We start from the raw sequence: 15,994 nt of genomic DNA, 5'->3' as shown, positions 1-15,994 counted from the left end.
ATGAGCTATGGCTATCGTTCAAAAAAGTAATACCGATAAAAATAACAAGCCTTCTTAATATGGAAATAATAGAATGGATGTAGACAACCGCAGAGCAAAAGACAAAACGTTCACAATCTTATGTATCGATGATGAGAGCGTTAATTTAAAAGTACTTTCGAGTATTTTTCGCGATCACTACAAAGTCATCTTAACTAAAGATGCCGACAGCGGGTTTCAAAAAGCAATCGATATTCAACCCGATCTCATTTTACTTGATATTATCATGCCAAACCAAAATGGCTTTGATCTGATCACTCAGTTTAAAAATACGCCCCAGCTAGCTCATATTCCCGTTATTTTTATTACCGGTTTGCATAGTGAAGATGACGAAGCAAAAGGCTTAAAATTAGGCGCATGTGACTATATTCATAAACCTTTCAACCACACAATCATCTTTGCTCGTGTGAACGCCCATCTAGAGATCGTTCGGCAGCGAAAGTTATTAGAAAAGTTTGCCCATGTTGATATTTTAACTGAAATCCCTAACCGGAGAAAATGGGAAACAGACTCTGAAATTCTCTGGCATACAGCGTCTAAAAAGAAACAAAAAATCATATTTGGTATTGCCGATGTCGATCATTTTAAAAACTATAATGATTTTTATGGGCATTTGAAAGGTGATATCGTTTTACGCAAAATATCGAATAGCATAAAACGTATTTTATATAAATATGATGGACATATTTATCGATGTGGCGGCGAAGAGTTTTATTTTTACTTTCCAGAAAATAATTCAGCATTAAATGAGCAAATTTTGGCAGAGTGTAATGAAGCCGTATTAGATTTAGATATTCCACACGAAAAATCAGACACCCACCCTATTCTAAGTATCAGTATAGGTGCAATTAATCACTGCCCTTGTCTTGAATCTAATATTGAATCAGTTATGGATGCTGCAGACCAACTGCTCTACTCGGCGAAATACAGTGGCCGAAACAAGTATAAGTTTGGTACTTACACTTTTTAAAGCCTAGGGCGTGTTTATCTTTTGTGTATGCTTTTGCAGCCGTATTTGCACGATTTATACAAGGCAGAGCGATTGCGGTGTCGTTATTCCACTATGCCATCAAGCCAATACCGCGATCAAAACGCTTTGAAATTGAACAAAATCGATACGACAAAGCTAAACACGCCCTAGCGGTAGGAAAAAATCATAGATGAGAATCTAAGCTCAAAGCAATTAACAACACGTTAAGCTTAGGTATCCCTACTCAAGTCACTTGGGTATAAGTTTAACTATAGTCAAAGCGCTCGGGTTTTAGGGGAAGCAGTCAAGCTTCGAGACCCCATGAGCATATGCTCTACTATGTGATTGGGGCGAGTAAGTGCTGACAATGACCTATAAAACCTGAGCGAGAAGACTATATATCGGTTAAACTATATAGCAACGCTTGCTTTAATATGAGGGTGAGGTTCATATCCGGTTAATTCAAAATCTTCAAATTTAAAACCAAATATATCTTTTACATCTGGGTTTATTTTCAATATCGGCAACGCTTTAGGCTCTCGACTTAACTGTAATTTAGTTTGATCTAAATGATTTAAGTATAAATGCGCGTCACCTAGCGTATGAACAAAATCGCCTAACTCTAAATCACAAACCTGAGCTAACATCATTGTTAATAAAGCATAGCTTGCAATATTAAAGGGCACACCTAAAAAAATGTCAGCGCTGCGTTGATATAACTGGCAGCTCAATTTTCCATCCGCTACATAAAATTGAAAAAGAGTATGGCAAGGCGGCAACGCTTGACGCCCCATCGCAGCATTTTCAGACGGTGAAAAAGTAGTGTCAGGCAATACAGCGGGGTTCCATGCACTTACAATTAAACGGCGAGAATCAGGATTATTTTTTAATTGCTCAACCAATTCACTAATTTGATCAATCGATTCGCCATTTGAGTCTTCCCACGAACGCCACTGCTTACCATAAACAGGACCAAGCTCGCCTTCTTCTGTTGCCCAACCATCCCAAATTGAAACACCATTTTCTTTTAAATAAGCAATATTAGTTTCGCCTTTTAAAAACCAAAGTAACTCATGAATAATAGAACGAAGATGGCATTTTTTAGTCGAAACTAATGGAAAACCGTCAGCTAAATCAAAACGCATTTGGTAGCCAAATACGCTTAAAGTCCCGGTTCCTGTTCTATCTTCTTTTTTTGTTCCTTTATCGAGCACATGCTGCATTAAATCTAAATATTGTTTCATTTTATCATCTCAATTAGTGGCACAAGCTATTGGTGAATATATCAATCAGCATGAACCTAAACGCATAAACCAATTATACTACTCAGTTTTAAATTTGAATAACAATTCCTAACTTAAAACGTTGTTATAAAAGCAAAGTTAAGTAGTTAAATAATACAGAGGTAGCAGAACTGGGCAAGGATCTTGATAGTCGTTTTCACAAACTAAAGAACATTTTACTTGCGGCGGTAAATAAAGCTAAACCTAAACATATTTTAATTGTTTTAGGTGCAAAATAACTCGCCATTTTAGCGCCTAAAGGTGCCGTTAACATCGACATAATAATGATGCCCCAAAACGCCGGTAAATAAATATAACCTAAAGAATACTCAGGCAAGTCAGTCAAGCCAACACCGGTAATTAAATAACTAGCCGAACCAAAGATCGCAATAAAAAAACCACATGCAGCGGAGGTACCAACGGCTCTTTTAGCTTCTAAACCAAGCCAAATCAACCACGGTCCTAATAACGTCCCACCACCAATACCGACCATGCTCGAACCGCCACCGATAATGAAACCAACGAGAGAGAGCCAATTTCGGCTACTGTTGTAATCCCATTTAGGTTTAAACCATTTATCACCAAACAACGTATAAATAGCTAAAAAAGTACAAAAACAACCAAAAATCAACGTTAAACTTTTTGATGCAATTTGTGTCCCTATCGCTGCGCCCAACATACTACCCAACATAATGCCAGGAAATAAACTAAAGACCGCAGGCCAAATTATATTAGCCCTTTTCTGATGAGCGATAAGCGAAGACATCGCGGTAAAAATAATGGTCGCCAAAGAGGTACCAATAGCCATTGTGATCACGTTTTCTTGCTGCACACCAACCAAGGGAAGTGAAATAGTTAATAATGGCACAACAACAAGCCCACCACCGATGCCTAAAAAGCCAGCAAGAATCCCCGCCACAACACCGGTTAACAAAAATAAAATAGCGAGTGATACAAAATCCATAAATGTCTACTTATAAAACAGAATTAAAATTGCAGGTTAGTTAATCAAGCAGAAGGTTTATCTTCGATGATTGGAGCAATGAGTCATCGTCATTATTTGCCGGCGCGTATAAAACCACCTAAACCTATTTGTTCTAATTTATCGATCATGACTTCCCTAATCATTTTAGGGCAAGACATGACACTGATCTCAGCTAATAATTCATGCGCATCTTGCAGCGATATATGGCGTAAAATCCACTTGGCTTTTAATAAATTTTGCGCACTCATACTGAAACGCGTACACCCCATCGCTAAAAGCAAAATAATACCAATGGCTTCACCTGCCATTTCACCACAAATTGTTACAGGAATTTTATGCTTATTACATTCATTTATCGTAAATTGTAATGCCTGTAAAACGCCAGGATGATAATAATCATATAAGTTAGCAACCCGTGCATTATTCCGATCTACAGCTAATAAATATTGCGTTAAATCGTTAGTCCCAATAGAAAAATAGTCAATAAGCGATGCCAACTTTTCAATTTGATAAATAGCGGCAGGGACTTCAAGCATGACACCAAGTTTAGGCCAAGGAATATCAATTTTTAACTCTTCCGTTAATTCAGCATAAGCTTGATTTAACAATCGAATTGATTCTTCAACTTCTGAAATAGACGTGATCATCGGTAAAAGAATATTAAGATTATTGGTTTCAATGTTAGCTCGTAACATCGCTCGCATTTGCACAAGCTGAATTTCAGGGTGATCTAGCGTCATACGAATACCACGCCAGCCTAAAAAAGGGTTATCTTCTTCTAATGGGAAATAGGGTAATGGTTTATCGCCACCTACATCTAACGTTCGCATGCAAACGGGTTTATCGGGATATGATTGTAATACACTTTTATAAAGTTCAACCTGTTCAGATTCAGTAGGAAAACGCTGACGGATCATAAACGGAATTTCCGTGCGGTATAATCCAATACCATCAATATCTAAACCATGAATGATATCAAAGTCAGTCACAAGACCGGTATTAATATGCAAAGCAACAGGAGTACCATCAATCGTGACTGCTTTCTTGTCGGCTAACGCTTGAACTAAATCATTGAGCTCTAACTCTTCTGTTTGTAAACGTTTATATTCACGCTTGATCGATTCGTCAGCGTTAATATAAATATGACCACTATAACCATCTAGAACAATAGAATGCCCATCAATTGAGTTAATAGGTAAGTCATTTAAGCCCATAACCGCAGGAATTCCCAGCGCACTCGCTAAAATACTGGCGTGGGAGCTACTTGAACCTCTTCTTGAACAAATACCTTTAATATTTTCGCGAGGCAGCTCAGCTAACATACTCGCGGTTACTTCATCTGCAACCAATACAAACTGTTCAGGCATGACCCGTTTAGCGATATCTTTTTGCATTAAGTTGACTAATACTCGCTGACCAATATCACGAATATCCGTGACACGTTCACGAATATAATCATCATCAACTTCTGAAAATTCTCTAATCGTATTTTCAATAACAAATTTAAGTGATGTGGCCGCATTCCAACCCGCATTAATATGTTCGTTAACCTGAATACCTAAACTAGCATCACTCAGCAAATGATTGTAAACATCAAAAATAGCAGAAACTTCAGATGGTAATAACGTATTCATACGCGCGGCTAATTCACCTAACTGATTGCGTGTATTTTTAATGGCTTGCTGAAATTTAATTAACTCTTTAGGGCTGTTAGCTTCACGCCGAGGTAAAATTGAATTAAACGTAATTTCAGGTTCAAGAACATAAGCCGTTGCAATCGCAATACCGGCAGATCCAGGTACACCTTCAATTTGTTTTTTAGATAAATCATTAGACGGTTTATTAGCCGATTTACGGGTGATCTTTTGTATGCCCACATTAGCAATCGCAGAGGCCAGTTGAGCAGCCAATGTAACTAAAAATGCGACTTCATCTTCACCAAATACGCGTGTATTCGTTTGTTGAACCGACATCACACCTAAAACTTTACGTTGGTGGATGATGGGAGTCCCTAAAAATGAATTAAAATTATCTTCTTGAACTTGCGGGGTTTTTAAAAATCGTGGATGTGCTTGCGCATTAGCGACATTAACAGGTTCTTCACGTTGCCCCACCAAACCGACTAAACCTTGATTAAACCCAATAACAACTTCACCAACAGCATGACTCGATAAACCGTCAGTTGCCATTAACAAAAAGTGCTGCTGCTCATGATCAGCTAAGTATAGCGAGCAGCACTCTGTCGACATTGCCTCTTTAACTTGAGACACAACATCAGTCAGCGCACGCTCTAGCTCTTGTTGTTGAACAAATTCCTCAACAATGCGTTTTAGCGCGGTGATCATTTTCGATATTGTCTCCGTCTCTTTTTATTATCTTTTCGTTTGATAAAGGGCATGGCCACTGAAGCAAACTCTTTTAATACTTTACGGTATACGTCACGTTTAAACGATACGACTTGTCTAACTGGATACCAAAAACTGACCCAACGCCAATCATCAAATTCGGGATGAGATGAGTGTAATAAATTCACATCACTTTCTTGGCAGGTTAAACGTAATAAATACCAACGTTGTTTTTGACCAATACAAACAGGTGAGGAATCTTTTCTAATTAAGCGTTTCGGTAATCTATATCGATACCAGTTACGGGTATAACAAAGAATTTCAACATCATCTTTGCGCAATCCGACTTCTTCAAATAACTCACGGTACATTGTTTCTTCAGCTGTCTCACCTTCATCAACTCCACCTTGTGGAAATTGCCAAGAGTGCTGCCCTAACCGCTTCGCCCAGAAGACTTGTCCATATCGATTACAAATGACTATACCGACGTTAGCTCGATAACCTTCGGCATCAATCACGTTAATCTCGCAATAAAATATTTGTATAGATTGATTTTTTCACAAACTTGCAACATGCGCAAACGACTTATCTGTTATTTAGCCTTAGTATTGATAATAATTTGCACTTTGAATAAAAAAACCGCTAAAAGGCGAAAAAAACAGCATAAAAAAAGTAGGGTTCTATGGTTTTAAATTATATCACGTTATGTTTTTTGACTAATTGAATGAAATCCTCATTCTTCAAAGGCTTAGACCAATAATAGCCCTGACCATATTGGCAATTAAGCTGCTTTAATAATTCGGCATTTTCTTGGTCTTCAACACCTTCAGCAACAATGCTAATACCTAAGCTCTGGCCTAATTGAATAATCGCTTTTACAATTAAATAATCGTGTTGCGTGTCATTCATCCGTTTAATAAATGATTGGTCGATTTTTAGAGTGGTGACATTAAACCGACTTAAATAACCTAAATTTGAGTAGCCCGTTCCAAAATCATCAATAGCTAGCATGACCCCTTTAGTATGAAGCTCTAATATTTGACTTTGTACGTGCGACTGATCATCAATAATCATCGACTCAGTTAATTCAAGCTCTAAATAATGAGTCGATAAACACGCATTATTAAGCATTTTGAAGATAGTTTGAGGTAAATTGCCGCGGCGAAAATCAACAGCGGATAAATTAATCGCCACACTTAAATGATTTAAATCGGCAGAATGCCAACCTTTACAAGCTTGGATCGCATTTTTTGCAACCCATTTAGTTAAATCGACGATTAAGCCCGACTCTTCTGCAAGCCCAATAAAAACATCAGGTGGGACCATTCCATGGTTAGGCCGATGCCAGCGGATCAGCGCTTCAGCACCAATAATTTTACCATTAGATAAATCAACTTTGGGTTGAAAATACAATTCAAACTCGTCATTTTCTAAGGCTAACTTTAGCGCTTTAATCATCTGATATTTATTTGATTCAATACTCTCTAAATCTTCATCATAAAAGTGATACTCACACGTTTTTTTATCTTTTATTTTATATAAAGCGAGATGAGATTTTTTACGCAATAATTCCATTGAATCGCCATCAAAAGGCGCAATAGCAACACCAATGGCACCTAATAATTCAATTTCATATTCTCTTATCATAAAAGGGCTAGTCAGCGCTTGTAATATTTGCTCAGCAAAAACAGAGACTTCTTCATAATCAATAGCAGGGCGCAAAATCACAAATTCATTGCCCGGAAAACGGTATAAATAAGGTTGGCCGTTAAACAAAACTAACAATCTAACCGCAAGCTCTTTTAAAACTAAGTCACCTTGGCTATGACCTAATGAACTGCAAATGTCTTTATAGTTATGTATATCAAGCGTTATAAATGCTAAAATAGTTCCCTTTTTTTGGGCTATGGTGATAAGCGACTCTAACCCTTCCAAACACAAACGCTCATTTGGTAATTCAGTCAAATCGTCGTAATTACCTAATTTTATAGCTTCATTTTTTTCATTTAATAAGGTTTCATTTTGCTGTGATAAATTAAATAATAAACTTGAAATATCTTTAGTAATAAATGACATAACAAGCGAAAAAGAAAACAAGACGACCGATATATCAAACGCTTTACGCCATACAAACTCGATTTGGTCTGTGCTTTTAAATGCAATCAACCCAAAAACGTGAGCATAACCTAAAGCATAAATAGCCAATAAAATAAATAAAACTAAAGGAATGAACACGACTCGATTCGTCGAAATTATCGCGAGCATTAAGATGCATGGCAACGCGGTAATAGCGGAGGCGTATAACCCACCATTATGCCAAGCCAAAAAGAGAATTAATATTGTCAATCCCCATATCAACATACCTGAAATAATACTACTGGTATCAAGTGTTAAAAATACATAAAACAGGCTTAATACAAAGATGGTGCTAATCAACGCAATATGGATTTGATTAAAATCGTATTGGATAAAATATGTAGCCAATAGTGAAGAAACAATGAGTAATATCAAACGTAATAACGTGCGTAATTGGCTAATACGACGGTTGGCATCAAAAAGTAAATTGTTATCGGGTAAAAAGCGATTACTCATTTTAAAGTCTAAATCAATTTATGGCTAAGGTTAGCGTAATGCTTAATGTATATCTCCGGATGAGTCACTTTATTACGTTTAATTTCATACATCGCTTGATCTGCACCTTTGACTAATGTGTGTAAAGTTTCTTTATCATCAGGGAAAAATGAAACACCGATACTTAATGTAACCCCCACGCTTTTATCATGTTCTTTAAGAAAGTAACTTTTACTCGCCTTGTCATATAACTTTATTGCAATTTTATCGACTATATCGGGGGTTACATTCGGTAACAGAATGACAAACTCGTCACCGCCCCAACGCGACAGTATATCTTGTTTTCTTAAAGAGGCGGTTAATTGACCAGTAACGTGGATTAAAATCTCATCTCCAGCATCATGCCCATAAATATCATTGATTGGCTTAAAATCATTTAAGTCTAAAAGCAATAAAGCAAAAGGTTGTCGTTTATCAATAAACCCTTGAATTTTAATTTCGGCAGCATGCCGATTAAATAACTGCGTTAATTGATCATAGTTAGCTTTGTGATCAAGAATTTCGAGTTGTTGTTTTCGCTTAGAAATATCATGCAGGGTAACTTGGTAGTATTCTTTGTAGTCATTGGTAACGGTAGACGTAATAACCGCTTGAACCCAAACGGTTATATCTGAGTTATTTGAATGTAATTTAAACTCTCCTGTCGCCGTTTCATCATTATTAAAAGCCGCTTGAACCGTGTTATCTAATAATTTTTCATCTAAAAAAAGATGTTTTAAATATGAGCCAAAATTTTTCTTAAAGGGAATATTTAATTTATTAACCAATCCTAAAAAAGCATTATTATAAAGTAATATATTGCCTTTCGGCTCCATTAAAACAATAGGCGCAGTCGAATTTTCAAATAACATTCTAAAGCGCTTTTCTAACAACTCAACTTCAGATCGTAATGCACGCTCTTGCTCTATTTGCTGCTCAGCCTTATCTAATAAGCTATTGATATCAGAAACTAACAAACCGAGTTCACTTTCAGTGTGATATTCAGGTAATTTAACTCGGTCACGGTTCCCAGGCTCTATATGATGCAAGCCATGACCAATTCTTAAAATAGGTTTAGTGATAACAAAATAAGCCACAATTAAGGTAATAAACGATACAATACTCGCCTGCAAAGCTAATACAATCGTATTATCTCGGCCAATCTGTTCTGCCCTTTCTTTAATATGTTCAACATTGGGTGTAATAATTAATGCACCCACTTTGCGTGTCACTTCAAAAGGTGAATATAAAGCAAATACAGTCGAGTTAGCCGGCTTCGTTATAGTATGGTCTGTATCCCAATCAGTGTATATTTGTGCGTTTTGTACGATATCGTTTGAATTTAAGCCGTTGATAACTTCTTGAATAAGTTCTTCATCTTGTAAATAGGTGGCAATAGAGGCAGTTGCAAAGACAGTATTATGTAATTGTTGAATTTTTTGCTCACTCAACGCTAATTCATTTAAATAAGTGATTCTATTAAATAGCTGTGTAATAACGACGCCTGCACAAATAGCCGTAAAAACGACAACGACAGCTAATCGAATAATTAAACCACTTTTATTCATTTAATTCAAAAACCACCTTTACATCATCAGTCACTTTAGAACGTGGAATATAACCGATCGCAGACTCGGTATTATTAATATAAACCATTAAATCATCTTCATTATTTTGTTGGATTGAAGAACGTGTTCGGCCCGAAAAACGGATCCGCGACCAATAGGCATTTATTCTTGATAATGACATTCCCACGAGTTGTTCATAGAAAGCTTGTTTAGTTAAATTTTCACCTTCCATTTCAACCGGTGTGGCTTTTTCTCCGTTAGGAAAAGCAACATATTTACCCATGAATAAATCGATCACCTCTGATTTATTCATTTTTTCAATTGGGTTATTTTTATTAACTACAACAACCAACTGGTCATTAGCGTATGCATATGATCCAGCTAGAAAGCTAAAAAGGATGAGGATTGCATATAAAGTTTTCATTAGTATGTAAAACTCATATTCAATTGGTAAGTATTAACGGTTTCAGCCGGTGCGTTATTCGCTTTTCTTAACCACAAGGTTCCACCGGTATCTTCTATTTTTGTATTACTCCACTGTGCTGTAAGCGCCATGTGAGTATTAAAATTATAGCGCCAGCCTAGCGACAATGTTTTTTGATTAGCAGAATAGAAATTTCTAGCGCCAGAAATAGCGGAAATAATTGGCAACAAGAGCTCTGTATTAGCATCGGGTTCATCAAATACATATCGATCAGATTTAATTAAACCATATACACCATAAAAAGTATTATCAAGCAATTCATAAGCAATTGAAGTATATGCACTCGTAATATCGGGGATAACATCACTGGCTGAATTTATATGTGCCAACTCTGCATTTAATAACCAATTGCCCGTTAAATATTTACCATTAACAGATGTATAAGCGACCCTAGCGTCTTTCGTTCGCATGGTTTCAGTAAATGAATCAGCAGATGGCCATAAAAAATCGGGGATCTCTTGCAATGCAGCGATGAGCTGTAAATTAGTTTCACTTTCATTACCAATTTTAACCTCGGTGCGCTTTATCTGAATTAACCAATCAAATTCATCATAAGTTAACGAAACACCATAAACATTATCCAGCGCAACATCTTCTACAACTTGTATACTCGATATTTCTGATTCGGCACTGCCAGCAAAGATTTTGGCGCTAAAAGTCCCGTTAGCAATACGCGTCGAGTATGTTACATCACCACCATCTAAACTTTTAAATGGGTTTATGCCATATACTTCTGTCGGTGCATTTGCCCAAGTATAAGAAAAATTTACATCTCTAAATTCAGTTATTAAATATACGTCAGCAGCGGTTCTACCCACTCTAAATTGCCAACTAGGCGATAAATCGTATCGAATAAAAGCGAGAGTTATATAGCGATTAAAGGTATCTTTGGGTACATCTTTTAAAACACCTTGAATAACAATATCAACATCGGTTAATAAATTAACGTCAATTTGTGCCCCAAGTAATGAATTAGTTTTAAAATTTACATCGCCATCAAATACGCCTTTATTAAAGCTAACATCTTTGCGATACCCATAAACATCTGAATCGGAATATACTGCTCCCAACGTACCAAACCCACTAAACATAACAGACTGTTCAGCAAAAGCGGTTGATGCCATTAACAACGTAAAGACCATAACAAGGTTTTTTATCATGGGGGATAGTTACCTACTCACAAAACTCATTGAATAATCTAAACCAAACCATATTATAAATATGGCTTAGAAACAGTACTTTAATCTTCGTACTACACGACGATTTTTTCAAGTTTCAAAACAAATAAAGCCCAAACATTTCTGTTTAGGCTTTATTTGAAAACGAGTCGTGTCTAAAAATCAAATATCGTTTAAAAAATTTGATTGAAAGTTTACTCTTCTGGTGCTTCTTCTTTTAAATCTTCAACGTCTTCAGCTACTGCTTTTAATAATAATAAATCACGTAATTTTGTTTCAATATCATTTGCAATTTCAACGTTTTCTTTAAGGTATTTAGTACAGTTTGATTTACCTTGGCCAATACGGTTACCCTGATAACTATACCAAGCCCCCGCTTTTTCAACTAACTTATGCTGCACGCCTAAATCAAGTAGTTCAGCTTGTTTGCAAATACCTTCGCCATAAAGAATTTGAAATTCAGCTTGTTTGAAAGGGGGTGCAACTTTGTTTTTAACCACTTTAACGCGAGTTTCATTACCCGTCACTTCATCGCCATCTTTTACAGCACCAATTCGACGAATATCTAAACGAACCGAAGAATAGAATTTTAGCGCGTTACCACCTGTTGTCGTTTCAGGGTTACCAAACATAACGCCTATTTTCATGCGAATTTGGTTGATAAATATACATAAGGTATTTGATCTTTTAATATTCGCGGTTAACTTACGTAATGCTTGTGACATTAAGCGAGCTTGTAAACCAACATGGTGATCACCCATTTCGCCTTCAATTTCAGCTTTTGGTGTTAATGCGGCAACGGAATCAACAATAACAACATCAACGGCGCTTGAACGAACCAGCATATCTGCAATTTCTAATGCTTGTTCACCAGTATCAGGTTGAGAAACGATTAACTCTTCTACATTTACACCTAACTTTTTTGCATATATTGGATCAAGAGCGTGTTCTGCATCAATAAATGCACACGTTTTGCCTTGTAATTGAGCTTGAGCGATTGTTTGCAACGTTAACGTTGTTTTACCAGATGATTCAGGGCCGTAGATTTCAACGATTCGACCATAAGGTAAACCACCTATACCTAAAGCGATATCTAAACCTAATGACCCCGTTGATACACTGTCAATTTTTAGTGTTGTGTTATCACCTAAACGCATAATTGAACCTTTACCAAATTGGCGTTCAATTTGAGTTAATGCTGCGCCTAAGGCTTGCTTTTTATTATCGCTCATTTTTAGCTCCGTTAAATTCTGTTTTTGCTAGTAACAATCGCTAGTTAGTTACTCATTATAAAATTATGATGATGCTGAGATGTAATGTTAAATACACTGTATCAATTAACAGTAAGTATACTGTTTAACTATCCAGTATCAAGTTTTTTATCTAATTTTTTCATAATCACACGTTAGGCATGATCACCATTTTCAATTTATTAAGTGCAAACTCAATGGCTTGTATACGCACCGATTCTCTATCTCCATCAAAAATTTGCTTTTCAACTAATGTATCTTTTCCTTGCATACCAAAGGCAAACCAAACTAAGCCTATGGGTTTATCATTGCTGCCGCCATCTGGCCCGGCTATTCCGCTAGTAGCGATACTATAATCGCTACCCGCTTGATTTAATGCTGATATAGCCATGGCATTAACCGTTGATTCACTCACCGCACCGTATTGCTCAATAATGCTCTCTGGAATATTCAGTAAATTTATTTTAGCTAAATTACTGTATGTTACCCAAGATTGGGTAAAATAGGCAGAACTACCGGCTATTTCTGTAATAGCATATGCAATCCCACCGCCCGTACATGATTCGGCAGTGGATAAAGTACTGTTATTATTAGCTAATAACTTACCAACATCAGTTGATAGCTGTTTAATATTCGTCCAATTTTTATTCATATTTTTGATTCAGGTTTAAGGTTAATGCCACAACATAGTAATAAAGAGCAAAATATTACCCAACATACGCCCATGATGCAGCAATATTTAGGATTAAAAGCAGATTTTCCTACAACATTGCTTTTTTATCGTATGGGGGACTTCTACGAACTCTTTTTTGATGATGCCAAAAAAGCAGCCGAATTAATCGGTATTTCATTAACACACCGAGGAAAAACCGCTGGCAAACCGATTCCGATGGCTGGTGTTCCTTATCACGCGGTTGAAACTTACCTTGCTAAATTAGTACAGCTCGGTGAAACCGTCGCCATTTGTGAGCAAGTTGGAGATCCAGCAACCAGTAAAGGGCCTGTTGAGCGCAAAGTAATGCGAGTGCTAACACCGGGTACCATTACCGATGAAGCCTTACTCGATGAGCAAAAAGATAATTTATTAGTCGCGGTATATGGGAGTTCAGAAGAAAAATTTGGCGTAGCCTGCATTGAAATCAGTACAGGTCGATTTGAAGTTGCGAATATAAAATCGCTTGATGAACTAAAAACTTTTTTACAGCAAGTGTCGCCCAGTGAAGTGCTCTATCCTGAGAGCTTCATGTATACCGCCGTATTAGATAAATTAAAATGCATCAAACATCGCCCTGATTGGGATTTCGAATTAAAATCGTCCACGATTCAATTGTGCAAGCAATTTGCTATTTCAGATTTATCAGGCTTTGGGCTAAAAGAAACAGACCTTGCCATTTCGGCAGCGGGTTGTGTATTACAATATGTTAAAGAAACTCAAAAAACAGCCCTGCCGCATTTGCAAAGCATTAAAATACTCAGGCTTGATCAATGTTTATATTTAGATGCGGTAACGATTAAAAACTTAGAGCTTAATCAAACGCTAGCGGGTCAACGTGAAAACGCGCTCATTGCCGTGCTTGATAAAACGTCGACGCCTATGGGTAGCCGATTACTACAGCGTTATTTAGTGCAACCCACACGTGATGTTAATATTATTGAATCTCGATTAGATTTAATTGAAGCAATACAATCCGTTGAATACCACGATGATATAAAACAGGCATTAAAGCTTGTTGGCGACATTGAACGCATACTGTCGCGAGTAGCATTACGCTCTGCTCGACCCCGTGATTTTTCACGCTTATCAAAAGCATTAAATGCATTACCTGATTTAAAACAGCACCTAGGCCAAGCCAATAATGCTATTTTAGAAGCCTATGCCAATGGCATATTTACATTTGATTCGCTCGCTCAATTACTTCAAACCGCAATAGTTGAAAACCCACCCGTCGTGATCAGAGATGGTGGCGTGATCGCGGCAGGCTATAATAGCCAACTCGATGATTACCGCGAACTTAGTCGTGGCGCTGAAAGTATCTTAGAGCAAATTGAACAACGTGAACGTGAACGCACGGGCTTACATTCCTTAAAAGTCGGCTATAACCGAGTTCACGGTTTTTATATCGAAATCAGCCGTTCACAATCACATGACGCGCCGACAGAATATGTTCGCCGACAAACCTTGAAAAATGCAGAACGTTTTATCACGCCTGAACTCAAAGAATTAGAAGACAAAGTGTTAAGCAGCCAAAGCCAAGCGTTAGCCCTTGAAAAGCAATTATACGAAAACCTATTTGATGAATTTGTCCCACATATTACTCAATTACAACTCACGGCTCAGCATTTAGCTAATTTAGACGTAATGAATAATTTAGCTGAACGCGCTGAAACACTTAATTATGCAAGACCAACATTCAGCCCCGAACCGGGATTAAATATTCAAGGTGGCCGACACCCTGTAGTTGAGGTTTTATCAACAGAACCTTTTATTGCCAACCCCGCTAGCTTTTCACATGATCGTAAAATGCTGATCATTACCGGTCCTAATATGGGCGGTAAATCAACTTACATGCGCCAAGTAGCCCTAATTACAATTATGGCGCATATGGGCTGTTTTGTGCCGGCAGAAAGTGCTGAAATAGGCCCAATTGATCGTATATTTACTCGAATTGGTGCGTCAGACGATCTGGCTAGCGGTCGCTCAACTTTTATGGTTGAAATGACAGAAACCGCTAACATTTTAAATAATGCAACCGAAAACAGTTTGGTATTAATGGATGAAATAGGCCGCGGAACCAGTACTTACGATGGTTTATCATTAGCCTGGGCTTGTGCTGAATCACTCTCTACCAAAATTTGTGCGCTAACGTTGTTTGCAACTCATTACTTTGAATTAACTCAGTTGGCAGAAGATCACGCTAATGTAGTTAATGTTCATTTAGATGCTATCGAACACGGCGACACGATTTCGTTTATGCATGCCGTACAAGAAGGGGCAGCCAACCGGTCATATGGTTTGCAAGTTGCGGCTTTAGCTGGGGTGCCACAAAAGATAGTACGCCAAGCCAAAGCCAAGCTACAAGCACTTGAGACAATCAATAAACAAACTCACTTATCTTCAGCAGAGCTCAATCAACAAACCCAGCTCGCGCTAGCTCAACTTGAAGCGGTTCATCCACTTGTTAGTGCTTTTGATGTTATTTCACCTGATGATTTAACCCCCAAAGCCGCTTTAGAATTAATTTATGAGCTAAAAAAATTAAGTCTAAATAATTAATTCATTTG

General features: G+C 37.3%; 12 protein-coding genes. 2 read left to right on the top strand and 10 right to left on the bottom strand.

Annotated features, from left to right (window positions below; genetic code table 11):
* Window positions 1-73: 73 nt before the first annotated feature.
* Window positions 74-1,009, top strand: coding sequence for a diguanylate cyclase domain-containing protein (locus tag DPX34_RS07640; RefSeq protein WP_111977820.1), 936 nt, complete (start codon window positions 74-76; stop codon window positions 1,007-1,009).
* Window positions 1,010-1,419: 410 nt separating this feature from the next.
* Here DPX34_RS07640 and DPX34_RS07635 read toward each other — a convergent pair whose 3' ends face one another.
* The 10 genes from DPX34_RS07635 to DPX34_RS07590 form a co-directional block, all read right to left on the bottom strand.
* Complete coding sequence (locus tag DPX34_RS07635; protein ID WP_111977819.1) at window positions 1,420-2,253, bottom strand: thymidylate synthase; 834 nt, start codon at window positions 2,251-2,253, stop codon at window positions 1,420-1,422.
* Between the two features lie 196 nt (window positions 2,254-2,449).
* Window positions 2,450-3,256 carry a sulfite exporter TauE/SafE family protein gene (locus DPX34_RS07630; RefSeq protein ID WP_111977818.1) on the bottom strand — a complete coding sequence of 269 codons (807 nt, stop codon included), beginning with the start codon at window positions 3,254-3,256 and terminating at the stop codon, window positions 2,450-2,452.
* A gap of 92 nt (window positions 3,257-3,348) precedes the next feature.
* On the bottom strand, window positions 3,349-5,622 hold the full coding sequence (ptsP, locus tag DPX34_RS07625; RefSeq protein ID WP_111977817.1) for a phosphoenolpyruvate--protein phosphotransferase: 2,274 nt from the start codon (window positions 5,620-5,622) through the stop codon (window positions 3,349-3,351).
* Window positions 5,619-6,140, bottom strand: coding sequence for an RNA pyrophosphohydrolase (rppH, locus tag DPX34_RS07620; protein WP_111977816.1), 522 nt, complete (start codon window positions 6,138-6,140; stop codon window positions 5,619-5,621). Before rppH ends, ptsP begins: the two co-directional genes overlap by 4 nt.
* 175 nt (window positions 6,141-6,315) lie before the next feature.
* Window positions 6,316-8,214 (bottom strand): putative bifunctional diguanylate cyclase/phosphodiesterase, encoded by a 1,899-nt coding sequence (locus DPX34_RS07615; protein WP_111977815.1) that lies wholly within the window; start codon window positions 8,212-8,214, stop codon window positions 6,316-6,318.
* Between the two features lie 8 nt (window positions 8,215-8,222).
* Window positions 8,223-9,800: a sensor domain-containing diguanylate cyclase gene (locus tag DPX34_RS07610; RefSeq protein ID WP_111977814.1), complete on the bottom strand. Its 1,578-nt coding sequence runs from the start codon at window positions 9,798-9,800 to the stop codon at window positions 8,223-8,225.
* Complete coding sequence (locus tag DPX34_RS07605; protein ID WP_111977813.1) at window positions 9,793-10,224, bottom strand: type 2 periplasmic-binding domain-containing protein; 432 nt, start codon at window positions 10,222-10,224, stop codon at window positions 9,793-9,795. Before DPX34_RS07605 ends, DPX34_RS07610 begins: the two co-directional genes overlap by 8 nt.
* Entirely contained in the window at window positions 10,224-11,444 is a 1,221-nt protein-coding gene (locus tag DPX34_RS07600; protein ID WP_111977812.1) for a hypothetical protein, read from the bottom strand. The genes DPX34_RS07605 and DPX34_RS07600 overlap by 1 nt, the downstream gene beginning before the upstream one ends.
* A 212-nt stretch (window positions 11,445-11,656) precedes the next feature.
* Window positions 11,657-12,694 carry a recombinase RecA gene (recA, locus tag DPX34_RS07595; RefSeq protein ID WP_111977811.1) on the bottom strand — a complete coding sequence of 346 codons (1,038 nt, stop codon included), beginning with the start codon at window positions 12,692-12,694 and terminating at the stop codon, window positions 11,657-11,659.
* 166 nt (window positions 12,695-12,860) lie between these two features.
* Window positions 12,861-13,364 (bottom strand): CinA family protein, encoded by a 504-nt coding sequence (locus DPX34_RS07590; RefSeq protein ID WP_111977810.1) that lies wholly within the window; start codon window positions 13,362-13,364, stop codon window positions 12,861-12,863.
* Between the two features lie 24 nt (window positions 13,365-13,388).
* Here DPX34_RS07590 and mutS point away from each other — a divergent pair, with 24 nt between their 5' ends.
* A complete protein-coding gene (mutS, locus tag DPX34_RS07585; protein ID WP_232824692.1) occupies window positions 13,389-15,986 on the top strand; it encodes a DNA mismatch repair protein MutS in 2,598 nt (865 codons plus the stop codon).
* Window positions 15,987-15,994 lie beyond the last annotated feature (8 nt).

It is taken from the genome of Algibacillus agarilyticus (genome assembly GCF_003286125.1).
In the GTDB taxonomy this organism is placed as follows: domain Bacteria; phylum Pseudomonadota; class Gammaproteobacteria; order Enterobacterales; family Alteromonadaceae; genus Algibacillus; species Algibacillus agarilyticus.
The sequence above is the reverse complement of the archived record's forward strand: the minus strand, read 5'-3'. Positions and strand labels throughout refer to the sequence as shown.